The sequence below is a fragment of the Sediminibacterium sp. TEGAF015 genome (assembly GCF_025997995.1).
Classification (GTDB): Bacteria; Bacteroidota; Bacteroidia; order Chitinophagales; family Chitinophagaceae; genus Sediminibacterium.
In genome coordinates, this window is the sequence record NZ_AP026683.1 from 1858618 (window position 1) to 1881911 (window position 23294).

At 37.5% G+C, this 23294-nt stretch carries 24 protein-coding genes and 1 tRNA gene; 11 read left to right on the forward strand and 14 right to left on the reverse strand.

Translation table 11 applies throughout. The features are described 5' to 3' along the window. Window positions 1–32: 32 nt before the first annotated feature. Genes TEGAF0_RS08365 through trmB form a run of 4 tightly spaced genes read right to left on the reverse strand, consistent with a single transcriptional unit; the run spans window position 33 to window position 2038 of the window. Complete coding sequence (locus TEGAF0_RS08365) at window positions 33–761, reverse strand: 2-phosphosulfolactate phosphatase (protein ID WP_264897681.1); 729 nt, start codon at window positions 759–761, stop codon at window positions 33–35. Window positions 762–777: 16 nt separating this feature from the next. Next, the gene (locus tag TEGAF0_RS08370; protein WP_264897683.1) at window positions 778–1140 is read right to left on the reverse strand and encodes an MGMT family protein; all 363 of its coding nucleotides are present in this window, start codon (window positions 1138–1140) and stop codon (window positions 778–780) included. Window positions 1141–1152: 12 nt separating this feature from the next. Further along, entirely contained in the window at window positions 1153–1353 is a 201-nt protein-coding gene (locus TEGAF0_RS08375) for a DUF5522 domain-containing protein (RefSeq protein WP_264897685.1), read from the reverse strand. Then, entirely contained in the window at window positions 1334–2038 is a 705-nt protein-coding gene (trmB, locus tag TEGAF0_RS08380; RefSeq protein ID WP_264897687.1) for a tRNA (guanosine(46)-N7)-methyltransferase TrmB, read from the reverse strand. Before trmB ends, TEGAF0_RS08375 begins: the two co-directional genes overlap by 20 nt. Before the next feature lie 71 nt (window positions 2039–2109). Between trmB and TEGAF0_RS13615 the strand changes: the two genes are divergently transcribed. The 3 genes from TEGAF0_RS13615 to TEGAF0_RS08395 all read left to right on the forward strand — a co-directional run bounded on the left by TEGAF0_RS13615 (window position 2110) and on the right by TEGAF0_RS08395 (window position 5509). After that, a complete protein-coding gene (locus TEGAF0_RS13615) occupies window positions 2110–2499 on the forward strand; it encodes an HYC_CC_PP family protein (RefSeq protein ID WP_458574893.1) in 390 nt (129 codons plus the stop codon). Window positions 2500–2593: 94 nt separating this feature from the next. After that, complete coding sequence (locus TEGAF0_RS08390) at window positions 2594–2884, forward strand: heavy metal-binding domain-containing protein (protein ID WP_264897690.1); 291 nt, start codon at window positions 2594–2596, stop codon at window positions 2882–2884. Window positions 2885–2938: 54 nt separating this feature from the next. Continuing rightward, window positions 2939–5509: a TonB-dependent receptor domain-containing protein gene (locus TEGAF0_RS08395; protein WP_264897692.1), complete on the forward strand. Its 2571-nt coding sequence runs from the start codon at window positions 2939–2941 to the stop codon at window positions 5507–5509. 11 nt (window positions 5510–5520) lie between these two features. Here the strand turns inward: TEGAF0_RS08395 and TEGAF0_RS08400 are convergent. Next, a tRNA-Cys gene (locus tag TEGAF0_RS08400) sits at window positions 5521–5591 on the reverse strand. A gap of 116 nt (window positions 5592–5707) precedes the next feature. Between TEGAF0_RS08400 and TEGAF0_RS08405 the strand changes: the two genes are divergently transcribed. Next, window positions 5708–6892 (forward strand): sterol desaturase family protein, encoded by a 1185-nt coding sequence (locus TEGAF0_RS08405; RefSeq protein ID WP_264897693.1) that lies wholly within the window; start codon window positions 5708–5710, stop codon window positions 6890–6892. A gap of 26 nt (window positions 6893–6918) precedes the next feature. On the opposite strand, the gene TEGAF0_RS08410 is transcribed toward TEGAF0_RS08405, so the two are convergent. Continuing rightward, on the reverse strand, window positions 6919–8247 hold the full coding sequence (locus TEGAF0_RS08410) for a TlpA disulfide reductase family protein (protein ID WP_264897695.1): 1329 nt from the start codon (window positions 8245–8247) through the stop codon (window positions 6919–6921). A gap of 387 nt (window positions 8248–8634) precedes the next feature. Between TEGAF0_RS08410 and TEGAF0_RS08415 the strand changes: the two genes are divergently transcribed. The 5 genes from TEGAF0_RS08415 (at window position 8635) to TEGAF0_RS08435 (ending at window position 13959) form a co-directional block, all read left to right on the forward strand. Beyond that, complete coding sequence (locus TEGAF0_RS08415) at window positions 8635–9555, forward strand: ATP-grasp domain-containing protein (protein WP_264897697.1); 921 nt, start codon at window positions 8635–8637, stop codon at window positions 9553–9555. 9 nt (window positions 9556–9564) lie between these two features. Next, window positions 9565–10599 carry an LLM class flavin-dependent oxidoreductase gene (locus tag TEGAF0_RS08420; RefSeq protein ID WP_264897699.1) on the forward strand — a complete coding sequence of 345 codons (1035 nt, stop codon included), beginning with the start codon at window positions 9565–9567 and terminating at the stop codon, window positions 10597–10599. A 560-nt stretch (window positions 10600–11159) separates the two neighbouring features. Next, entirely contained in the window at window positions 11160–11630 is a 471-nt protein-coding gene (locus TEGAF0_RS08425) for an Lrp/AsnC ligand binding domain-containing protein (RefSeq protein ID WP_264897701.1), read from the forward strand. A 10-nt stretch (window positions 11631–11640) separates the two neighbouring features. Beyond that, window positions 11641–12492, forward strand: coding sequence for a Wzz/FepE/Etk N-terminal domain-containing protein (locus tag TEGAF0_RS08430; protein WP_264897702.1), 852 nt, complete (start codon window positions 11641–11643; stop codon window positions 12490–12492). Beyond that, the gene (locus tag TEGAF0_RS08435; protein WP_264897704.1) at window positions 12493–13959 is read left to right on the forward strand and encodes an O-antigen ligase family protein; all 1467 of its coding nucleotides are present in this window, start codon (window positions 12493–12495) and stop codon (window positions 13957–13959) included. 188 nt (window positions 13960–14147) lie between these two features. Here TEGAF0_RS08435 and TEGAF0_RS08440 read toward each other — a convergent pair whose 3' ends face one another. Beyond that, a complete protein-coding gene (locus TEGAF0_RS08440) occupies window positions 14148–15299 on the reverse strand; it encodes a glycosyltransferase (RefSeq protein WP_264897705.1) in 1152 nt (383 codons plus the stop codon). Between the two features lie 143 nt (window positions 15300–15442). Here TEGAF0_RS08440 and TEGAF0_RS08445 point away from each other — a divergent pair, with 143 nt between their 5' ends. Both TEGAF0_RS08445 and TEGAF0_RS08450 read left to right on the forward strand, forming a co-directional pair. Next, window positions 15443–15907 (forward strand): MarR family winged helix-turn-helix transcriptional regulator, encoded by a 465-nt coding sequence (locus TEGAF0_RS08445; protein ID WP_264897707.1) that lies wholly within the window; start codon window positions 15443–15445, stop codon window positions 15905–15907. Window positions 15908–15937: 30 nt separating this feature from the next. Then, on the forward strand, window positions 15938–17728 hold the full coding sequence (locus tag TEGAF0_RS08450; protein ID WP_264897709.1) for an acyl-CoA dehydrogenase family protein: 1791 nt from the start codon (window positions 15938–15940) through the stop codon (window positions 17726–17728). Window positions 17729–17871: 143 nt separating this feature from the next. On the opposite strand, the gene TEGAF0_RS08455 is transcribed toward TEGAF0_RS08450, so the two are convergent. The 7 genes from TEGAF0_RS08455 to mqnC form a co-directional block, all read right to left on the reverse strand. After that, window positions 17872–18414 (reverse strand): L,D-transpeptidase family protein, encoded by a 543-nt coding sequence (locus TEGAF0_RS08455; protein ID WP_264897711.1) that lies wholly within the window; start codon window positions 18412–18414, stop codon window positions 17872–17874. A 94-nt stretch (window positions 18415–18508) separates the two neighbouring features. After that, window positions 18509–19372 (reverse strand): PorT family protein, encoded by an 864-nt coding sequence (locus TEGAF0_RS08460; RefSeq protein WP_264897713.1) that lies wholly within the window; start codon window positions 19370–19372, stop codon window positions 18509–18511. Window positions 19373–19395: 23 nt separating this feature from the next. Then, window positions 19396–20502 (reverse strand): anti-sigma factor, encoded by a 1107-nt coding sequence (locus tag TEGAF0_RS08465; protein WP_264897715.1) that lies wholly within the window; start codon window positions 20500–20502, stop codon window positions 19396–19398. Beyond that, on the reverse strand, window positions 20502–20987 hold the full coding sequence (locus TEGAF0_RS08470; RefSeq protein WP_264897717.1) for an RNA polymerase sigma factor: 486 nt from the start codon (window positions 20985–20987) through the stop codon (window positions 20502–20504). The genes TEGAF0_RS08465 and TEGAF0_RS08470 overlap by 1 nt, the downstream gene beginning before the upstream one ends. A gap of 141 nt (window positions 20988–21128) precedes the next feature. After that, window positions 21129–21512: a hypothetical protein gene (locus TEGAF0_RS08475; protein WP_264897718.1), complete on the reverse strand. Its 384-nt coding sequence runs from the start codon at window positions 21510–21512 to the stop codon at window positions 21129–21131. Between the two features lie 97 nt (window positions 21513–21609). Then, entirely contained in the window at window positions 21610–22053 is a 444-nt protein-coding gene (locus tag TEGAF0_RS08480; RefSeq protein ID WP_264897720.1) for a hypothetical protein, read from the reverse strand. Window positions 22054–22123: 70 nt separating this feature from the next. Beyond that, window positions 22124–23290 carry a cyclic dehypoxanthinyl futalosine synthase gene (gene mqnC / locus TEGAF0_RS08485; RefSeq protein ID WP_264897721.1) on the reverse strand — a complete coding sequence of 389 codons (1167 nt, stop codon included), beginning with the start codon at window positions 23288–23290 and terminating at the stop codon, window positions 22124–22126. Window positions 23291–23294: the final 4 nt, after the last annotated feature.

Here is a 23294-nt window from a genome sequence, read left to right on the forward strand (position 1 = left end):
AAAGATAAAATAAGCAGGAATGTAACGTTAATTTATCCCTCCTTTATTATCAGGTCCCCGTTCTTATAAAAAGGCAAAATGTTCGCCTGATCAGGCGTAACACAATACTCAAGATCTTTTTCAAGACCGTATTGTGCCAAACGGTGCCAATGGGTCGTATTTCTGATGAAAGATTTTAAGTTGCCCTTGTGCATTTCGTACATATTTTCCGCCATTAAGCTGCTATCACAATGAATGGTAAAATGTGATTTGATACGACTAATAACAGCTCCAGCAAACAAAGTGTCCTCCAGATTAAACTTGTCTTTCCAAGCGGAACATCCGAGAATTACATTTTTCTTAGCTTCAATTAAATGGTCACACACTGCGGACAAATTAGGAAAGGAACCTGTAATTACTTCGGAAGCGCCATTTTGCAAAGCCATATGCAACAACTTTGTTCCATTTGTGGTAGTTAGCACAAGGGTTTTACCTTCCACAAATTCACGCGGATATTCCGCAGGTGAATTACCATGTTCTAAACCCGGAATTACTTTCCCGTCCCTTTCTCCGGCTGTAATCCCTCCTGTATTTTTACCAATCTGAATGCATTTGTCAACCGTGTCTACGGGTATAACTCTTGCAGCACCATTAAATAATGCAGTAGCAATAGTTGAAGTGGCGCGAAAAACGTCAATTACTACTACAACGCTATTGCTAACATCATATATGTCTAATAATTTAGGAGAAAGAATCGTGTGTAATTCAGGTCTTGTGCTCATGGGGCGCAAATATAGTTTAAGATAATTCTACAGAAGGATCCCAGAACTTTTTTTCGAAATCCAGCACCTGATCTTCCTTTACTTTAACTTTTTCTTTATTTAGTTTTTCTTCCATTTCAGTAGGGGTAGCAAAATGCATTTTACCAGTTAGCAGTCCTTTTCTGTTTACCACACGATGAGCGGGAATAGATGGATCTGCGTGTGCAGCATTCATGGCCCACCCTACCATTCTTGCGCTCATTTTAGTACCCAGAAAATGGGCAATGGCGCCATAGCTGGTAACTCTGCCTTTTGGTATCAATTTTACCACTTCATAAACCTGTTCAAAGAAGGAAATATCCCTGGCACCACTGGGAAGGACCTGTTTTAATTTTGCCATAAACAAAACGGATTAAGCTTTATCGGGCGTTGATTGTTTCTCTTGTAATAATTGAGATTTCTTAGGTTCAGGCACAGATTCATAGTCATAGGGACAATGCCTGCATCCGTATCCACAACAATATCCCTTTTGCAAATGGTACGCTGCAGTAAAAACCATATATCCCTTATCGTCGTAATAAAAATCCCTGCCCTCAATCAATTGCTGACTCACTGATCATTTGTTTTAAAATTTCATCTTTCTCCACAGGAATAGGCTGATTCAATCTGAAGCAACAATAATGTATACGATTGCTGCCAGCAATATCAAGCCCTTCGTAGTGCGTTTTTATGGTAAGCTCTGGAGCTATATTTTCCATTGCATACACGTTATCCGAAGAGAACAACAATTCAAACTGGAATAAGTTGATAACAGTCAGGGTAAACTGGTACAAATCAGGACTGTCTGTTTTAAGGTGAACCAAACCGCCGCTTTTTAGGATGGACTGATACAGTCTCAGAAATCTCGGATGCGTTAACCTTTTTTTAAATCGGGACCCTCTTAGTTGTGGGTCAGGAAAGGTGATCCAGATTTCAGCTACTTCACCAGGGGTAAAGTAGTCGGTTATTTTATCTATATGGGAACGAATAAATCCAATATTAGTCAGCTGCTCATCAAGGGCAGTTTTGGCTCCTCGCCAGATGCGGTTCCCTTTTATATCGATACCAATGAAATTACGATTTGGGTACATTTTGCCAAGTCCTACCGCATATTCTCCCTTACCACATGCTAGTTCCAGCGTAATCGGGTGCTGATTGTTGAAAAAAGTCCCCCATTTACCCTGCATATCCTGCGGATATTCCAACACATTAGGAAAAGATTTGATTGCTTCGAAACGAATTAGTTTTTTCTGACCCATAAACGCGAAGATAAGCGGCATTTTAACAAATCCCCACAATACCATTTCAAAAACTATAGTAGCTTTGTGGAGTGAAAAAATGGGGCCTCATAGTATTGCTGACTATTTATGCAACCGCCAGTTTTGGGGTTAGCATACAACAATTCTATTGTTGCAACCAACTAAAGTCTACTAGCATACGTTTTGTTCCGGCTGAAGAAAACAGCTGCGGTATGAAGCATAAAATGAAGGACTGCTGCAAGACCAAAGTAAAATTTGTAAAGCAACAGGATACGCATTTTGCTCAATCAGCTAAAACAACAGTACCCTCCTTTGAGCATTTTGAGCCGCTTTATTTTTCACCTGAGATTAATCTTTCTGCTTTCAACAGCGGCATCAGCCCAAACCAACCAATTAACGGTCCGCCTCTTATACATGCTGGCGTATCACTCTATCAATTTTACTGCAACTACAGAATTTAATACCGTAGTCTATACCTTCTCGCACCCCTAATTTATTTAGCCGGGCACTTTCGCGTTCTATCGCATCTTCTTAATCATCATAAATTAAACCAACATGAAAAAAACAATCATGCTTGTATTAGCAGGTTTCTTAAGCCTTGCTACTTATGCACAGCACACTGCTCCTAAACAGGACAGTACAAAAGCTACGCATTCCTGTCCAATGCATCCTGAAATTACAGGAACAGAAAAGGACAAATGCAGCAAATGCAAAATGTCATTGACGCCGGTAAAAAGCTATGTATGCCCTATGCATGCGGATATTACCAGCACCAAAAAAGATGCTAAATGCAGCAAATGCGGCATGGCTTTAAAAGAAGCTAAGCCCGCACACAGTAAGCATTAATTATTCAACACCCGGTTGACTTAACTGCAATCGGGTGCTTTTAAACAGAAGAAGATGAAAAAATACTTAATGGGATTAATCGCACTTATGACAGTATGCATTACCGTAAGTGCGCAGGACAAGAACAACAAAACAACAACAGATACAACTTATTCAACTGTTCAATTCAGAGTAGAAGGAGCATGCGAAATGTGTAAGGAAAGAATTGAAGAAGCAGTTAAAGGAAAAGGTGTACAAAAAGCAGACTGGGATATTGATTCAAAAATACTGACGCTTCATTACTTCCCGGCAATTGCCAATCTGAATAAAATTAAAGACAGAATTGTAGAAGCTGGACACGACTTACTTAATAAAAAAGCAAAAAGCAATGTCTACAATGCTTTACCAGAATGTTGCCACTATCGCGACCAAGATAAAAAAGCGCATGAAGCAGAGAATATAAATACAGACGAAGTGAGAGGCATTGTTCTGGAAGCAGATAAAAAAGGACAGTTCAATCCACTGTTTCAAGCCAGCATCAAATGGCTAAATACAGAGAGAGGGGTACTTTCAGATAGCCTGGGCTATTTCAGTATTCCGTTAAACAGTGCGTCTAATCGGTTAATCATTAGTTATATCGGATACAAGGCAGACACATTCACTGTAGAAAATCCGTCAACATTAAAAGTGATTTTGGCAGATGACCAGACATTACATAATGTAACCGTAACCAATACTAAAAGATCCAGCTATATCAGCACTATCAGTCCCATTCGTTCAGAAATTATGACAGCCAAAGAATTATTGAAAGCGGCTTGTTGTAATTTGAGCGAAAGCTTTGAAACAAACCCTTCGGTAGATGTTTCCTATAACGATGCAGTTACAGGTTCCAAACAAATTCAGTTACTAGGTTTAAGCGGCAATTATACGCAACTTACAGTAGAAAATTTACCGGGCCCAAGGGGATTAGCCACGCCGCTTGGATTAAATTCGATTGCAGGTCCCTGGATTGAATCCATTCAATTGACGAAAGGTGTTGGATCAGTTGCCAATGGCTTTGAAAGCATTGCCGGACAAATTAATGTAGAACTAAAGAAGCCAGGTATTGGTGAAAGATTGCTAGCAAATATGTATGTCAATGAATTTGGCAAAACAGATTTAAACCTGAATCTGCAAACACAACTCAACAGCAAATGGTCTGCGGGCTTGTTACTACACGACAACTTTTTAAACAATGCCAACATAGACTTCAATAAAGATGGTTTCCGCGATTTACCAACCGGCAATCAGTTTAGTGTTGTAAACAGATTCCAATACAATGATTCAAAAGGCTGGATGACTCAATTCGGTTTTAAAGTAATGAAGGATAATAAAACAGGTGGCCAAACCAATTTTGATCCGAAACGTCATCAAAACTCAAATAGTATTTATGGCCTGGGTATCAATACCAGTCGCTATGAGGGCTTTGCCAAAATTGGTTATGTATTTCCACAAAAGGTATACAAGAGTATTGGATTACAAATTGCAGCTATACGTCATGACCAGGACTCTTATTTCGGAAAAACAATATATACAGCAAAACAGAATAGTCTTTACAGTAACCTGATATATCAGAGTATTATAGGTAATACCAATCACAAATTCAGAACAGGATTGAGCTTGCAGCATGACAGCTATGACGAGGTATTTAACCTGACTCTTTATAAGCGAACAGAAACAGTGAGTGGCGCCTTCTTTGAATACACTTATACACCCACTGAAAAGTTCAGTATAGTAGCAGGTATCAGAGGAGACTACAATAGTTTGTTTGGGGCATTTGCGACGCCAAGACTTCATATTCGATACGAACCGGTGAAAGGAAGTATATTCCGTTTCAGTGCCGGAAGAGGACAAAGAACAGCCAATATTTTTGCAGAGAATACTGGTATTCTGGTAAGTGCCAGACAACTAAATATCATTGGTGGTGTTGCAAGTAAAGCCTATGGTCTAGATCCTGAAATTGCCTGGAACAGAGGCATCAGTTTTGATCAATCTTTCAGGCTCTTCAACAGAAAAGCAAGTCTTGCCATTGACTTCTACAGAAACGACTTCACCAATCAGGTGATTACAGACCTTGAAACGACCAATGAAATCCGTTTCTACAACTTAAAAGGGAAGTCCTACTCAAATAGTTTCCAAACTGAAATCAGCATGGAACCTATCAGCCAGTTAGAAGTAAAAATGGCTTATCGGTTTTTTGATGTAAAAACCACTTATGGAAACCAATTGCTGCAAAGACCCTTTGTTTCGCAACACCGTGCTTTTCTCAGCTTGGATTATACTACCGAGAACAATTGGAAGTTTAATTATACCATTACCTACAACGGGAAAAAACGAATTCCTTCTACCGCGAGCAATCCGGTTGCTTTTCAGAGAGAAACACAATCTCCCGACTTTTATTTAATGGCTGCTCAAATAAGCAAGACCATTGGCAAGAACAAGCATATGGATTTTTATATAGGTGCAGAAAACCTAACCAACTTTTTCCAACAAGGGGTGATTGTATCCGCCGCCAATCCATTCAGTCCTTATTTTGATGCATCCCTTGTATGGGGACCTATTAATGGAAGGATGTTGTATGCAGGTTGGAGAATGCGATTAAAATAAACTCAAAAAAGACGTCACGGATGGAATCGAACCATCGTAAAAGGTTTTGCAGACCTCAGCCTATCCACTCGGCCACGTGACTACTTAAAAATGTAAAATTAACAGTTAATTATTAGTCTACCAATTTGGTAGACTAATAATTTTAAAGTAATTTGGGACTTTAGTAAAATCACTATGACAAAGCTCAATTTCCTCGCATTGGCAGTACCCCTCTTTACAGGTTTTATTTTAATAGAATACTATTTGAGTATTAAAAGAAATTGGAAATTGCATCAGTTTGAAGAATCGATTGCCAATCTTAATGTAGGCATTGCCGAAAGAATAACAGATTTACTAACTACTGGCGCATTTTATTTTGTCTTTGCTTGGATATATAATAAGTACGCCCTCTTTTCTATACATCCAAATTTCCTAAGCTGGGTACTTATTTTTTTCGTAACAGATTTTATTTGGTATTGGTACCATCGGTGTGGACATAGAATAAATCTATTTTGGAGTGTTCATGTTGTTCATCATCAAAGTACAGATTTCAACTATACAGTTTCTACTAGGATTACTATCTTTCAAGCAATTGCACGCGGTTTATTTTGGTCAATATTACCTCTCTTAGGTTTTCCGCCAGACATGATAGCTATTTTCCTCATTTTACATGGTGTCTATCCCTTTTTTACACATACACAAATGATTGGGAAACTGGGCTGGTTTGAATATATCTTTGTAACACCTTCTCATCATCGTGTTCATCATAGCAGCAATACAGAGTATTTAGATAAAAATTATGGCGATATACTTATCATTTGGGATAAGATTTTTGGAACATTTGCTGAGGAAAAAAGTGAACTAAATTACGGATTAACAAAGCCATTGAATAGCTATAGTTTTTTGTGGCAACACTTTCATTTTAAGCTTGAACTACTTTTAGCATTTAGAGAAGCCAAAGGATTAAAAAATAAAATAAAAATACTTTTCGGCAAGCCTGAAAATATAAATCCCATTTATCGAAGACACTTAGAATTAAAATTGTTAAAAAGAAACAATCAACCAATACAAAATGAATTACAACGATTAATTCTCTTAAATTCAGCAATAACACTGATTGTTTTATTTTTCACCTTACTACTAACTGAATATATCACAAGACAGCAGCAATTTTTCTTGTGCATTTTTATACTCATTAGTATAATCAATTCGGGTGCAATGATTGAACAGAAGCGTTGGGTATTTTATCTCGATTATGCTCGCTTATTATTACTTGGCATAATCACGTACACATTTTTACCTAATCAGTATATTTTACTTTTTATCACAATTATTGGAATCGTTCCACTAATTTTTTATAAAAGCTCTCAAAAATTATACTATTCTTATCTATATAATAGCTAAAATATGTTATTAAAAGTCGAAAATCATCATTTTAATAATTCATCCACTTCAGCATTAAAATCATTAATAAACTTGGTATAATGTTTTCCTGTTGCAGGGCCAGAAAAACCCGTATGAATTTTTTTAACTTTTCCATGTTTATCAACAAAAACAGTTGTTGGAAATGATATAAAATTTTCAAGTTGTGGTAATGCCTCAACAACAGCTTGTTTATCAGCCAGTCCACCAAGTAGTAAAGAATACTCTATGCCATAATATTTGCGAAATCGATTGAATACTTTTTTTACATAAGCACTATCCTCTTGCCGCTCGAATTGTATTCCAACTATTTCAATTCCTCTATTTCGATTTTCTTTATACCATTTTCCCAAAAAAGCAGCTTCATCCATACAATTAGGGCACCATGTTCCCCCAATCGCAATGATATAAGGCTTATCCTTAAATTTATAGTCGTTTGAACCGATAATTTTTCCTTCACTATCTTTAAAATTAAAAACAAGTCGATCGCTACCTTCCTTTAATCTAGTTAAAGAATAAGCATCAGGTAAAGTAGCATCTGCATTCCGTTTAGCAATAAAAGTAGTAGTTGATCTTGCACTTATATTTTCTCCTTGGATAATACCATTTAAATCTACTTTTCCTATATACATTGAGGGAGAAGATCCTATAAATGAAGATAATCGAATGACATTATCTTCTATGATTCCCTCTAAAAAACGAGAATCCCCTGTAATGCGCAAAAAAGTAGCTGTAACAATTCCATTTGCTTGTTTAAAAACACCTACTGCCTTTTCTTCTTTGCCACTATTATTTTGAAATACTACATCATATGTTCCACTAATATCCGTAACAGGTGAAGAAGAGGCTTCATTGAAACGATGAATCATTCCTTTCTTTGCTATTACTGGAGTTGCTGACCCTTTTAAATCTTGTCGCCGCAATTCACCTTTTAATTGGCCATCTACAAGTTTAAATGCTAGTTCATTTTCAAATAAGGGAAATGGAATTATAACAGAGTCTTGCTCAATACGAATGTCACCAGTTGGAAAGCGCTCCTCCCCATTCACTAAAAAGGCTTTTAAAATCGCTCCCTCTTCACGAATAATAAAATTAAACGGAATCTCAATACCTGACTTTATACTGAATTCCCCTCGCCAGTTTCCTATCAAATATGTTGAAGGTACTAGTGTAAGTTTTAAAGTCTTTCCTTCTTCATAAAAATGCTTTTCACTAGCTGATTCAATTAATAAATAACTGTGTACAGTCTTGGCTTCAGCTAAAACGAGATTAGCTAAAACCAAAAAAAAGATGTTAAATGCACACATTAAAATGCTTTTATTTTGATTATATGTCATAGTTCGAATTTTTGTTTGCTACCATTCATTTATTATAAGGGATAAGGAAACACACTAACTATAAGTAAATACCTTTTACTTATAGAGATAAAAATCAACAACAGCAGATACTAGAAAGGATGGAGGTATCGCCGGTTAATCCATAAAATTTCCAATTAAACAGAGTACTATCTGTCTGAAATGGGTATGTAGCCTTAGGTAGGAAGTCAATTAAACTTTTAAAATACATTAGTCTACTAAATTTTGGTAGACAAATGTAATTGAATTATATTTGCTCTCCAAAATTAGTCTACTTATTTACTAGAATAATATAAAAACAAATGTTCCATGCTCCCAATTGCCATTTATTACGAACACCCAGACTGGTTCAAACCGCTTTTTGCTGAATTGGAAAAAAGGGGGTTACCCTTTGAGCGCATTGATGCAGTTAACCACTTATTTGACTTTACGGAAAGTGTAAAAAAATTTAGTCTTGTTTTTAATAGAATGAGCCCCTCGGCTTATTTAAGAAACGGGACCCAAGGAATATTCTATACACAATCCTATCTTAAATATTTGGAAGATAGTGGTGTAAAAACAATCAATGGTTTTAAAGCATTTTCATATGAAACTTCCAAAGCCAGCCAACTTTCTTTGATAAACAAACTGGGTTACAAATATCCCAAAACAAAAGTAGTAAATCATAGTAGTCAATTGGTTAGAGCTTCCCAAGGATTGCGATTCCCGATTGTGGTGAAAGCCAATATTGGTGGAAGTGGGGCGGGTATTGTTAAATACTCTTCAGCATCCAGTTTAACTGAAGATATAATGCAAAATCAAATTGACTTTGGAATTGATCACACTGCCTTAGTACAAGAGTATATTCCAGCAAGGGGTGGATATATTACAAGAGTTGAAACATTAGGAGGTAAGTTTTTATACGCAATTAGAGTATATACATCTGGTGAGTCCTTCAATCTCTGTCCAGCAGATATATGTCAGACTAAGGATGGAAAAGAATTAGTCAGAAATGCTTGCGCTTTAGATGCCCCTAAAACTGGATTACAAGTTGAAGCATACATACCACCCCCAGAAATAATTAAAGCGGTTGAAGATATTGTACAATCAGCAGGTATTGATGTTGGGGGCATTGAATACATCATTGATGATCGTGATGGTGAAATCCTATATTATGATGTAAATGCTTTATCAAATTTCGTTGCAGATGCAGTCAATGTTATTGGATTTAACCCACATGAAAAATTGGTGGATTTTATAGAAGAAAAAATTCACTCAAAAGAATTCTTGCAAGTAGCTCACACATTTTAAAAACAAAATATGAAGTTTGGATATTGGTTACCCGTGTTTGGGGGTTGGCTTAGGAACGTAGATAATGAAAATATGCAGGCCAACTGGGATTATATAAAAAAATTAGCAATAAAAAGTGAAGATTGGGGATACAGTGTTTCATTAATTGCTGAATTGAATTTAAATGATATTAAAGGCATGAAAGCCCCAAGTATCGATGCATGGAGTACAGCTGCTGCACTTGCTGCAGTTACCAAGCGTATAGAGTTGATGGTTGCAGTAAGACCTACTTTTCACAATCCTGCTTTATTGGCTAAAACAGCTGCCAATATTGACCATATAAGTAACGGTAGACTGTCATTGAATGTAGTGAGTAGTTGGTGGAAAGATGAAGCTGAAAAATATGGCGTACAATTTGAACAGCACGACGATAGATATGCAAGAACAGAAGAGTGGTTATCCGTATTAAACGGTGTATGGCAAAAAGACAACTTTAATTATTCTGGTAAGTATTATACTATAAAAGAAAATATATTACAACCGAAACCAGTATCATATCCAAGACCGCTCATATACGCAGGGGGTGAGAGTGAGAAAGCAAAAGAACTTATATCTACTTCCTGTGATGGCTATGTAATGCACGGTGACGATCCAATATTAATTTCAAAAAGAATAAAAGACTTATCAGAAAGAAGAGATAAAAAAGGGTTGCCCCCTATGAAATTTGGTGTAGCTGCATATAGTATTATTAGGTCAACAGAGCGAGAAGTAAAAAAAGAGTTAGAAAGAATAACAGATATTAAAATCGGATCAGCAGGCTATGAAAACTACCAACAATGGCTAAATGGAACACAGTTGGAGCAAATGGTTTCTTTGGAAGACTATTCTGTAAGCAATAGAGGTCTTAGAACTGGATTAACTGGCACACCTCAAAAAGTGTTGGACCGAATTGGTGAATTTGAAAAAATAGGTGTCGATTTCTTTTTATTGCAATCCAGTCCTCAATTTGAAGAAATGGAAAGATTTTCTGAAGAAATTATTCAAGAAGAATTTATAAATAGGTAAAACTGTAGGAATTTTATAAAACACTGATTTCAGTAGATATATTATATATTTAACCAATTAATGGTTTAAATCTCGAAAATTTTTACAATTTACCACCCATTAAATAAATAGTAGAGTAAACGATAATCAAAACGATTGAAGTGATAAATTATGAACAAATTAAATTATTTGTATCAATAAAATCGTCTTTGCAACTGTAAGAAATAAAGAAAGCCCCGAATAAATCGGGGCTTTTGAATGCTGTAGGGGGAGGGATCGAACCTCCACGAGGCAGTTAGCTATAGCGCAAAGTTCAGTGGTCGACCCTGGTCGTCCCCATATTGCTACTAGGACGGCTCTACACTACGTTTATCCTGTTATCCTCACCCCCGAGACAAGAGGGTATGTCTGCCAAAAATTTCATCACCCCACAGTAAAAAGAACTAATTTGTTACTTTGATAAATCAAAATTAAGACAAAAAGGCTTTCGTTGACTTTTTTTCAATCATTTTGATTAAAATATAGATATCATCTAAAATAATTGATATATATTTAAATATTATTTAAATAAAAGCGATAAAATGTCCACTAAATTAAATCTTGACAAACTCGATTTCCAGATTATTCAGGAAATGATGGAAGATGCGGAAATTTCATACGCAGATTTAGGTAAGAAACTATTCGTTTCCGGGGGTACCATCCATGTACGTATCAAAAAACTGGAAGAACTTAAAGTAGTGAAAGGTAAAAAATTATCCGTAGACCTCAAATCGCTGGGCTACGATGTAATTGCTTTCATTGGAATTTATCTTGAAAAAAGTTCATTATATGATTCTGTTGCCAAAGAACTTAAAAAGATAAAACAAATTGTACGCTTAAACTATACAACAGGTAATTACAGCATGTTTGCTGAAATTGTTTGCAAAGACATTCAGGAACTACGATTTGTTTTGCACGACGAGCTTCAAAAAATAAAAGGGATTGAAAGAACGGAAACTTTTATTTCGCTGGAAGAAAGTCTGGACAGAAATGTTGTTGTGAGTCCTAATTAATCAATAAACAATGAACAATCCAAGTTTTAATATTGCTGAACTAAGCAATCACTTAGCCAGAAAGTGGAAGACAATACTGCTTATTACTTGTATTACCACTGCAGCAGCTGGCGTTTTTAGTTTACTGGTAAAACCAGAATATACAGCAGCAACTAAATTGCTTCCTGGGAATACTGTATTGGCAGACAAAGCCCGATTAATGAATCCTTCTATACAACACCTGTATTCATTTTTTGGAAATGGCGATGATGTAGAACGTTTAATAAGCATGGCAGGAACAGATACCATTTTAAAGCAGGTGGCCTTAGCATTCAAGCTTAGCAACTATTACCAAATAGATGAAAAAGATACTAAGCTCTCCCAGTTTAAAACACTTGAGAAATTCAAAAAAGATATCTGGATAGGTAAATCAGTAAACAACGAAATGATTATTCGGTGCACATATAAAGATAGAGATACAGCAGCAGCTATCGCCAACAACATTGCTTCACAAACAGGAAATGCATTGCAGGAGATCTGGAAAAACATGTACCGCCAAATTAGTATTCAACTAGATAGCAATATTCAGCAACTAAATAAACAATACCTGCAGAACTTAGAGGAAACAAATAAAGATGAACGCTTATTGCAATCGGAATCAACTGCTTTACTGAAACAACTCAATACATTTAATGAGCTCAAAATTGAAACAGATCTAGCTGCATCTGCTCCCCCTGCTGCCATAATTGTAGTTGAGCAGGCAAGCTCTCCTGCAAAAAAAAGCTGGCCTGATCTGGCCGTTATTTTACCATTAGCGGCTTTATCCGGAATGCTTTTCAGTATAGTGCTCATTTTGGTAAGTGCTAAACCGCGAACCTTGTAGATGAATATCGACTTCACTAAAAAATGGCTTCTCGTATTTGCAACCAGCTTTTATATAGTATGTTGCTGTTTGGCCATTTTATGGAAAGAACCACTTTGGTTAATCCTTCCCTTTTTTGTTGTAGCTACAGGTTCCATTTCATTTTGGATTACAAGAAATACTGAACAGCTATATTGGTGTTTTTTACTTGTGCTTCCGCTTTCCACTGAATTTAATTTTACTCCCGGTCTCGGGCTTGACCTTCCCGGAGAACCCCTACTAATTGGCCTTACATTCTTTATGCTGGGTTCGGTTATATATCAACCCAGTCAATACCGTAAACTTTTTAATTCTGGCATTGCAAAATGGTTGGTAATTTATTTTAGCTGGATGACCATCAGCGCATGCTATGCAGAAAATACCTGGCTGGCTACAAAATTTATACTCGCTAAAGTATGGTACATCCTGCCGCTTGTTTTTTTAACAGCCTTCATTCACACTCAGAAACCCAACTTTAAAAAGCTTGCGTACATGCTTTGCATTCCCTTGCTTTTTGTGGTAATACAGGCACAAATTAGACACGGCATCTACGGTTTTGAGTTTATAGCAATCAAAAAAGCCATGGCTCCATTTTTCAGAAATCATGTAAACTATGCTGCCATGCTGGTTTGTCTGCTGCCAATTGGTTGGTTATTGCATCAGTTTAGCAATAATTCTTATAGGAAAAAATGGATTGGCATCGCGCTTATCATCGGTATATCGGGCTTATTTTTTGCTTACTCCAGGGGAGCCTGGCTCGCTTTATTGGTAGGCATTCTAGGCTATTATCTCATTCGAAAAAATGTGTTGGGAACATTTATTTGCCTTGGAATAATTACCGTTTTTATCAGCCTATTCCTTTTGCTAACGGAGAATCGGTTCCTGGTATTTGCCCCTGAACACGACGAAACCATTTTTCATGAAAACTTCTCCGACCATTTATCGGCAACAGTAGGATTAAAAGATATTTCCAATGCGGAAAGATTTCATCGCTGGGTAGCCGGCTGTAGAATGATTGCAGAAAGACCTATTACTGGTTTTGGAGCAAATAGTTTCTATCCTACTTATCAACCTTATACCATTGCACCTTTCAAAACCTGGGTAAGCAATAACCCAGAACATTCCACAATACACAATTATTATTTGCTTTTAGCTGTAGAACAGGGCATTCCTGCACTAATTATTTTCGGCGGCTTTTTAATTTATTTGCTACTGCAAGCACAAAAATTATTTCATGATTTCCAGCAAAGCTATTACCGGATGATTGCTATGGCAACTGGTATCATTCTGTTAATGATTGCCTCACTCAATCTATCCAGTGATTTAATTGAAACCGATAAAATAGGTGGTTTATTTTGGCTATGTGCAGGCATTATCCTCACACTGCAGCAATTATTAAAAAGAGAGCAATCTTCGTTCGCCGATTCAGCCATAAAAAAGCCCGATTGACCGATTTGTAGATGTTTTTTTGAAAAAAAACGGGGGAACCGATAAACACTTGCTTGGTTTTTGTATCTATAATTTGAACCAACAGATGAACCCATGATCCAGAGACTATTAGCCCCGTTTATTTTAGTTGCCTTGTTTTTGTATGCCTGGTTTCCAAAAGAAGAAAAGGAAAACAGCAATCCGAATTTTTACTGAACCCTTCTGCTTTTCCATTGGTAAGACCCAAACTTACCTAACCATCCAGCTACCACAGTATAAACAATATGGAAGGGTTGCATTAGAGGAAAGTATAACAAGTATTTTTGCATCCAGAAAAAATGAGCAACAGGCAACATAAAACTCAGTTCTGCAAAAGTTTTAATGCCTGTTAATAATAGCACGTTGTAAAAAAGTTCGGGATAAAATAAGCTGGCAATCAACCCGCCAAGCAACGTGGCATTAAAGAGATATACCAACCATAACACAAGCAACATCCCTTTGTCTTTGTAATAACTGGCTTTACTTGCCCAACGAATACGTTGGTGTAAAAACTGCTTCCAGTTGGGCATTGGAGCAGTAAGCACAACTGACTGCGATGAAAACAAATAAGACAATCGATGCCCAAATGCCCTTTTCATTTTATACATCAGCAACATGTCGTCGCCGCTTGCCAGATGATCAATTCCAGAGAAACGTCCAACTTTTTCAAAAGCCTGTTTACTATAGGCCAAATTAGCTCCGTTACACATTGTGTGAGAACCGGCAGATACAGCAGCAGCTGTAATCCCCTGTAAACTTAAAAAATCAAGTAATTGAAAAATGCCACTGAATTTTCCATTATTAGTGAACATAACCGGAGCAGCAATAAAAACAGGATTTTCCTTTGCAATCATGGCATTAAAATGATGCAACCAAAGCGGAGGAACTATACAGTCTGCATCCGTAGTAACAATCCAGGAACCTTGACTTTTTGAAATGGCCAATTCAATTGCTTTTTTCTTATAGGCCAGCTGACTTCCGTCTTTATAAAAATTCTGTAACGAAAGCAATTGTATCTGCGGATAGCTAGCTGCCAAGTTCAATACTTTGTCTGCAGTATCATCTGTTGAAAAATCATCTACGACTATCACTTCATAGCTTGCTGAAGGATACTGCTGCTGCAAAATACTCTGCAAGCAGGCTTCAATAACTTCCGATTCGTTTCTGGCCGGTACAATCACAGAGAAGAAAACAGGAGGTTGCAAGGATAAGTTTCCTGGTTCAAAGGGCTTTAGGCGGTTAAACCAGAAACGATACAACCAGATCAAACCGCTGTAAAAAGTGGCCAATAGTAACCCTACAATTAAATACCATAGCTCCATTACAGCAAAGAAAATCAATCTATTCCAATAAATCAGCTCCTTAAAATGCAGCCGACCGCAAAGATTTGCCCAAATTTTATCTAATATTTCTTGGTATTGTGAGAGAAACGGGTCAACTTTGAAATAGTTGCATAACTAACTATATGCCAAACAACCATTTTAAAAGAGGAGAATTATACAGCGTCATCAATGGAATGGCTTCCACTGCTGTTGCAAGGAGATTGCAGAAAAATTTCCGCAACGCGGGATTGGAAATCACGATTGAGCAATGGAGTGTTTTATACCATTTATGGAAAGAAGATGGCCTTAGTCAGCAGGAACTCTGCAACAGAACTTTCAGAGACAAGCCCAGCATTACCCGATTGATTGACAATCTGGAGAAACAACAACTGGTGAAAAGAGTAGCATCGCCTACAGACAGAAGAATCAACCTGGTACAACTGACAGATGCTGCTAAAGACCTGCAACAAATCACCATTGATCTAGCCAATCAAACTATGGCGGAGGCTTTAATAGGCGTTGACAAGAAGGAAATTGAAATTGTAAAATCTGTTTTTCAGAGAGTATACGATAACCTAACCTTAACGCCGGTAGATCAATTGAATTAAGAACTTTATAAACACATTAAACGATTAACGATGGAAGCCACAAACAAAACAAAAGCCCTTTTGGGTGGAGAATGGATCATCAAGGAAAGCAATCCCCACGAAACTTTTATTCCTGAGGATTTTAATGAAGAACAACAGATGGTCATGGATATGTGCCATCAGTTTTTGAATGCAGAAGTATTGCCTGTAGTAGACAAAATTGACAAAATGGAGCCAGGTCTGGTAGCTTCATTAATGCAGAAAGCAGGTGAACAGGGCTTACTCTCAACTTCTTTCCCTGAAGAATATGGCGGTTTAGGTAAAGACTTCATAACTTCTACCATAGTGAATGAAGGAATGGGTGGAGGTTATTCCTTCTCTGTTGCAGTTGCTGCACATACAGGAATTGGATCATTACCTATTTTATATTTTGGTACAGAAGCTCAGAAAGAAAAATATATACCCAAGCTGGCTAGTGGTGAATGGAAGGGTGCTTATGGATTAACAGAGCCGAATAGCGGAAGTGATGCATTGGGCGCAAAAACCACTGCAAAGCTTAGTGAAGACGGAAAGCACTATATTTTAAATGGACAAAAATGCTGGATTACCAATGGTGGTTTTGCAGACGTATACACCGTATTCGCAAAAATTGATGGTGACAAATTCACCGGATTTATTGTTGAGCGCGGAATGGAAGGATTTACACAAGGACCCGAAGAACATAAAATGGGAATCAAAGGTTCATCTACTGTACAACTATACTTCCAAGATTGTAAAGTACCTGTAGAAAACGTTTTAGGTGAAATAGGCAAAGGACATATTATCGCTTTCAATATTTTGAACATTGGTCGTTTAAAATTATGCGCAGCAACATTGGGTGGTGCTAAAAGAGCAACCGACACTTCTGTTCAGTATGCAAAAACCAGAGAGCAGTTTAAATTACCTATTGCAAAATTTGGAGCAATAAGACATAAAATGGCAGAAATGGCTATCCGTTTATGGGTCTGCGAATCTGCATTGTTTCGGTCTGCTAAATGGATTGATGATAAAGAACACGAATTGGCTGCCAGTGGCAAGTCGTTTGCAGAAGCCTTACTGGGTGCAGCAGAAGAATATGCAATTGAGTGTGCTATTTTAAAAGTGTATGGAAGTGAGGTATTGGATTTTGTAGTGGATGAAGGTGTTCAGATTCACGGCGGGAATGGCTTCTCTGATGAATACGATATTTCAAGAGCTTACAGAGACAGCCGTATTAACAGAATTTATGAAGGAACCAACGAAATCAATCGCCTGCTAACCGTAGACATGGTATTGAAACGTGCTATGAAAGGTAAATTGGATTTAATGGGACCTGCAATGGCTGTACAAAAAGAATTAATGAGCATTCCTGATTTTGGATCTGAAGACGAAGGTGCTTATGCAAAAGAATTAAAGACCATTGCTAACTTTAAGAAAGCCATTTTAATGGTAGCTGGCGCAGCTGTTCAAAAGCTGATGATGCAATTAGATAAGGAACAAGAAATACTAATGAATATTGCAGACATGGCTATTGAAGTGTTCCATGCAGAAAGTGCATTAATGCGTGTGATGAAACTGGCCTCTTTAAAAGGAGATGCTGCCGTAGCTACTCAAAATGACATTATGCGTACATATATTTACGATGCGGCTGATCGAATTAATAAAGCAGGAAAGGATGCCTTGAACAGTTTTGCAGATGGCGATGAACTACGCATGATGCATATTGGTTTAAAACGTTTTACCAAAGTAGAACCATTCAACACCAAGGATGCACGCAGAAGAATTGCAGACCGTTTGGTAGCAGACAATGGATACAAAATTTAATTCTATCCATTTCAAATAGAAGTACAATTAAAAAGAATTGAAAAAGCAGAAGCCCCGGCCAATTGGTTGGGGCTTCTGCTTTACACTATTATCTGCTATTAATTCAGTTTATTTAACGCTATTACGATAAAATCAACAACCCACTACCTTCTGATTTCCACTCTAGTTCCAACAGGCAACATTTCGAATAGTTCCTGAACATATTTGTTTTTGGTGCTTATGCATCCTTCAGTCCAATTTCTGTATTCGTCAATCGCAAAATCATCATGCGGTACTGTTCCATGAATTCCTATTTCACCGCCTATTTTAGCATTGGGGGGTATAATCCCTAAAGCTTTTCGCTGATTGAACTTGGCATAACTTTCGGCAGTAGGATAATCAATTAACATGAATCTTTCCCACTTAGCATGCTTGCGTTTACCAGATATATGGAATACACCCTCAGGTGTTCTTCTATCGCCCTGATATAATTTATCTCCTAAATCCTTACTGCCAAATACTACCGGATAAGAAGCCAACCACTCACCCTCTTTATCATAAATCTTAAGCTCGTATTCGCTCTTTATAATATAAACAGAATACGTATCCTTATCTGCTTTAGCGGGATCAAGTACCCTATGCTTTCGAAAGGAAGTGGTCAGAGTAACCCCTGCCAATAATAGTGTCCAGTATACTGCCCTTTTCATAGTATCTGATTAAGAAACGAAAATTAATCATTTGAATTGTGCCTCAGATGTTAATTCAACTTCTCTTAACAAAGATAAAGCATTGGGCAAAATATTACCATGTACTCAATCTTACGCCTACTACAAATGGGTATTGTTCAACTCGGGTAATATCTTTTTGTAATTTATTCAAGCTATAAGAGCCGTACAAGCGAACCGGACCCAGACCAATTTCACCAATAGCTGCTAAACGGAAAGGTTCCATATAAAAATCGGCTTTCTCTTTCACTTTTCCTCTTTCCGCACTAATCTGCTTATTACGGCTGGCAATCAAATAACCCGCACTAACACCAGCACTGAAACTGAATCCTTTACGCTTATCAGGAGTAGTATTTACATTGATCATGAAAGGCACTGTAAGATACCCTGCATATAATTTGTTTTTAGTAAACGATATGGAATCATTGAATACATATGGGGTTGGACTGTTATTGTAGCTTATTCTAGAATCGTATCTGAAATTATACATTTCCAATCCAAGGCCATATTTCAGATTCAGTACATTCTTGCTGACATTTAGTTTTTGCATAAAAAACCAAAGGTTAACATTGGATGACTTACCAGTATTTAAACGATAACTGTTTTCGTTAACTGGACCGTCCTGTGGTCGGAATGTTCTGAAATAAGATCCTGCTTGCGCATATCCATAATTGGTATTGTCACGCATATTGGCAAAACCAAGGTCTACAATCCACCAATTGGTGCTCAGATTTTTACGTTTAGCAGGTCTGCGCTCAACCCTTAGAAGATTGTAATTGTCTTTATTGATTCTTACAGATCCTGCGCTATTATCATCGCTTCCTTTTTTCTTGATGATAACAAAGTTTCCAACTTTGATAGTATCTGTTTCAGAAGTTGTTTGCGCTTTTCCTGTCATTGCAATGCATACCATTGCTACCATGCTTACGATGCTTTTCATATTGTTTGCTTTATGTTTACTGATTATTTTCTTTGTCTGCCATCTTCTTCGTTTTGCTTTGACTTAGAACGGAATATGCTTCCTGCTTTCCGAAACAAACCACGAAGGCGATCTTTATTAATTTCCAATGCCCCTATATAAAGACTTTTATCTTCATCAACATCTTCCAAAGCTGTATAAACAGGCTTTGATTCTTCCGGAACTGCATCTGCTTTTTCTTCCGGCATTTCTGAATGCAAAGGTTTTTCAGCTGCTACTATTACAGGCACTACCCTTTCCGAATTAATCGACGCTAAGCTTAGGTTTTGTTTAGGTACAATTGAACTGTTTGCTGAAATAACATCTCCAGGATTTTGTACAGGTACCGTTTCAACCATTTTAATAACTGGATTATTATTGACAATACCTGAAGCAGTAAGCTGACCATTACTTTTACTATTGCTGCCCTGATTGGACAGTTGATTCCCTCCAATTACTTTTACGTTAGGTAAATTTTCAGCAGCTACTGAATTGGCCTTTGGTTGAATTGAGGAGTTTTGAGTCTGATCAGTTGAATTCCCTGAATTTCCTACAATCTCCGGAGTTGATCCTTCCAACTGCAATGGTTCTTTCAGCGTATTGGCAGGTACCAGCATCCATACAGTTGCCATAATTCCAATTACAGCTGCCGCCGCTGCATAACGCATCCATCGCATATATACAACCGGTCTTGTTCCTGAAGATTTTCTGTATAAAAGTTCTTTATTGGCAAACACCCATTTTTCTTCAGGTAAACGGGTTTGCTGCAACCATTCAAAATCATATTGCAAAGCCGGATGTTGCAATACAAATACTTCTACTTGCCTTCTTTGTTCCTCAGACAATTCCTTGTCTGTATACAACAGAAACCATTCTTCATAGTTATTGAGTGAAATATCCTGTCCTTCCTTTTTAAACAATGCTTCCTTACCCTTAAATACAATTGCTTCTTCAGGTTGCAATTGTGTGCTTTTTAATAGGGACAGCTCTTCTGCCAGATCTGGATTCTCTGCTACAAACCGATCTACGGCAACCTGCTCTTCATCAGAGAGTTCCCCATCTACCCATAGTAGAAAGTAGGATTCGTAATTATGTCGGTTAATAACAGTCATTATAAAATATTTTCGGCGCTTACCAGATAGCTTTTTAAAGTAAGCCTGGCTCGATGCAGGTAAACCTTTACCTGACTCTCACTAAGGCTCATAATCTTCCCAATCTCTTCGTAACTATATCCCTCATAATCTTTCAACATTACCAGACTTTTCTGAGTTTCATTTAGCCTGTTCAGTGCTTCCATCAGCGTTTTTTTAATTCCTGAATGCTGCTGATACTGAATACCTGTCTGCTCCTCAAAAGTATCCTGCAAATGAACCCTTTTGTTTTTGCGGATATGATCAATCATCTGATTATACCCAACAGTAAACAAATAAGACTTTGACTTCCCTGCTTCTACCTGATCTCTGTTTTTCCAGAGTTTTTCAAAACTTGATTGTACAATATCCCTGGCATCTTCTTCATGCCGAAGATTTTTCACGATGAACCTGAAAAGTCCATCGGCATGATTGTTTACACATTCATTGTACTCAAACTCGGTCATAGAATCAGAAACAGTTAGTGGTTTTATACCTGTTATACGGATTAGGGGCCGTAATGTTACAGATGCCAATAATATTTCATAAAATTAGTTGCAAACTGCGGTGAAGAATGACCCAATTGGTACAAAAGGAGGAAAATCTCCTTAATTGGTAGTTAACTGAAAAGTGTTCAGGAAGCCCCATTGAACAAATAACCATATAAGTGCAGCATACAGTAAGATAACTAACAGCAACGAACCAATAAAGTACCGAAATCCACCTTTAGCAATTGTCTTTTGCTTTTCTTCAGAAAGACTAAGCGTTTCGCTGATGATATGCTGATATACCGGACGGGTTCTATAAAAAAAATATCCCAGTAAGAAAATGAGCAGGGAACCTAAGAAAAAGGACAATTTAAAAGCCTGTAACCACTCCCACATCAACCTGTTCAAAATCACCGGATCCTTGAACCGATAGAAGTCCATCTGTGTATAAAGATAAAGGCCAAAAATACTAAGGGCATTGGCAACCCATACTATACCCACCATTATTGGTCCTTGCGTTTTGGCAAGTGCAGACCTATTCCTGTACTGACACCAAAGAAAATTGTGGGCGATGATGGAACTCCAAAAACGGTCATAACAATTAATACACGTATTTAATTAAATAGACAACTGTGCCTGAAACGATAAAGAAAAATAATAGAGAAAAGTAGAAATACATCCCGCCTCTTCTGGCCACAGCATGTTTTTCTGCTTCTTCCAGCTTACTGAATCGCTTGATAATATCAACGAAAATTGCTTTGCCACCATATGCGCCAAAACTCATGAAATAAACAACAGCTAAAAAAATAAGAATGCCCAATCTTCCAGCTATCTCCCAGTATCTGATCAGTGCCAGAATTTCATATACCTGATCACTTTGATTGGTTAACAGTAAATAAACAATTCCAATGCCCAATAACGTAAGTACGTTACAAACCCACGCAAGACCTACCATATGTATGCCATTGGTTTTTAAAGCCAACATTTCACGGTGCGTTCTCACGACCGTATAATCATGACAGATTACGGATTCGAAAATGTTCATTTAATAAAATTCAATACGATACGGTGAAATTTATATTAAAGTTAGTTGAATTTTATAACATATGTGTTTATTAATAATTAATGGTTTGCTCCTCAATTGTTGCTGGAATTTCCCTCCACTCATATTGCTGGTTCCTTAACTGAGGTTCAAATCCAGCTTCTTTGATGGCTTCCTGTATGGTTTTATAGGTAAACCGATGGGGGGCTCCTGCAGCACTTACCACATTTTCTTCAATCATAATCGATCCAAAATCATTGGCACCACCATGTAAACACAATTGTGCGGTTTCCTTCCCAACCGTCAGCCAGCTGGCCTGGATATTTTTAACATTCGGTAGCATAATTCTACTGATGGCAATCATGCGCATATATTCGTCCGGTGTTGTAAGATTCTGAACACCTCTGATTTTGGTTAATAAGGTATCAACATCCTGGAAAGTCCAGGGAATAAATGCCAGGAAGCCTTTGGCATCCGCAGGTTTCATTGCCTGAACGGCTCTGATTTTTTCCAGGTGTATAAACCGTTCCTCTATGGTTTCTACATGCCCGAACATCATAGTTGCACTAGTGGTGATATCAAGTTTGTGCGCTTCGTGCATTATGGCCAACCATTCGTCCGCACCACATTTACCTTTAGAAATAAGGCGGCGTACCCGATCCACCAGTATCTCTGCTCCTGCCCCTGGCAAAGAATCGAGCCCTGCATCTTTCAATGCCTTCAGCACATCGTGATGACTCATTTTTTCTAATTTGGCAATATGTGCCACTTCGGGTGGTCCCAATGCATGCAATTTGATGGTTGGGTACTCGTTCTTAATTTGACGGAAGGTTGTTGTGTAAAAATCCAGTCCTAATTCAGGATGGTGTCCTCCCTGTAATAAAAGCTGATCACCGCCATACTTAAGCGTTTCTTCTATCTTTTTCCGATAGGTAGGCATATCCGTAATATAGGCTTCAGCATGACCCGGTATTCTGTAGAAATTACAAAATTTACAATTGGCAATACAAACGTTGGTTGTATTCACATTCCGGTCAATCTGCCAGGTCACTTTTCCGTGTAGAACCTGCTTTTTCCTCAATTCATCAGCTATATGCATTAAATCCGCCAGAGGAGCATGTTCAAATAAAAACATACCCTCTTCCACTGTTAAAAACGAAAAATCAAGTGCTTTCTGGTATAAATTGGCTAATTCCATCATAATTGTATAAGCAACAAAGTTAACACAGATATAGTTCATCGCC

Coding starts and splice junctions, on each gene's coding strand:
- TEGAF0_RS08425 (WP_264897701.1), top strand. CDS start 11,160: ATGTCCACTAAATTAAATCTTGACAAACTCGATTTCCAGATTATTCAG.
- TEGAF0_RS08450 (WP_264897709.1), top strand. CDS start 15,938: ATGGAAGCCACAAACAAAACAAAAGCCCTTTTGGGTGGAGAATGGATC.
- TEGAF0_RS08395 (WP_264897692.1), top strand. CDS start 2,939: ATGAAAAAATACTTAATGGGATTAATCGCACTTATGACAGTATGCATT.
- TEGAF0_RS08455 (WP_264897711.1), bottom strand. CDS start 18,414: ATGAAAAGGGCAGTATACTGGACACTATTATTGGCAGGGGTTACTCTG.
- TEGAF0_RS08480 (WP_264897720.1), bottom strand. CDS start 22,053: ATGAACATTTTCGAATCCGTAATCTGTCATGATTATACGGTCGTGAGA.
- TEGAF0_RS08420 (WP_264897699.1), top strand. CDS start 9,565: ATGAAGTTTGGATATTGGTTACCCGTGTTTGGGGGTTGGCTTAGGAAC.
- TEGAF0_RS08430 (WP_264897702.1), top strand. CDS start 11,641: ATGAACAATCCAAGTTTTAATATTGCTGAACTAAGCAATCACTTAGCC.
- TEGAF0_RS08370 (WP_264897683.1), bottom strand. CDS start 1,140: ATGGCAAAATTAAAACAGGTCCTTCCCAGTGGTGCCAGGGATATTTCC.
- mqnC (WP_264897721.1), bottom strand. CDS start 23,290: ATGAACTATATCTGTGTTAACTTTGTTGCTTATACAATTATGATGGAA.
- trmB (WP_264897687.1), bottom strand. CDS start 2,038: ATGGGTCAGAAAAAACTAATTCGTTTCGAAGCAATCAAATCTTTTCCT.
- TEGAF0_RS08465 (WP_264897715.1), bottom strand. CDS start 20,502: ATGACTGTTATTAACCGACATAATTACGAATCCTACTTTCTACTATGG.
- TEGAF0_RS08390 (WP_264897690.1), top strand. CDS start 2,594: ATGAAAAAAACAATCATGCTTGTATTAGCAGGTTTCTTAAGCCTTGCT.
- TEGAF0_RS08410 (WP_264897695.1), bottom strand. CDS start 8,247: ATGACATATAATCAAAATAAAAGCATTTTAATGTGTGCATTTAACATC.
- TEGAF0_RS08365 (WP_264897681.1), bottom strand. CDS start 761: ATGAGCACAAGACCTGAATTACACACGATTCTTTCTCCTAAATTATTA.
- TEGAF0_RS08470 (WP_264897717.1), bottom strand. CDS start 20,987: ATGACCGAGTTTGAGTACAATGAATGTGTAAACAATCATGCCGATGGA.
- TEGAF0_RS08440 (WP_264897705.1), bottom strand. CDS start 15,299: ATGGAGCTATGGTATTTAATTGTAGGGTTACTATTGGCCACTTTTTAC.
- TEGAF0_RS08475 (WP_264897718.1), bottom strand. CDS start 21,512: ATGGTGGGTATAGTATGGGTTGCCAATGCCCTTAGTATTTTTGGCCTT.
- TEGAF0_RS08435 (WP_264897704.1), top strand. CDS start 12,493: ATGAATATCGACTTCACTAAAAAATGGCTTCTCGTATTTGCAACCAGC.
- TEGAF0_RS08445 (WP_264897707.1), top strand. CDS start 15,443: ATGCCAAACAACCATTTTAAAAGAGGAGAATTATACAGCGTCATCAAT.
- TEGAF0_RS08460 (WP_264897713.1), bottom strand. CDS start 19,372: ATGAAAAGCATCGTAAGCATGGTAGCAATGGTATGCATTGCAATGACA.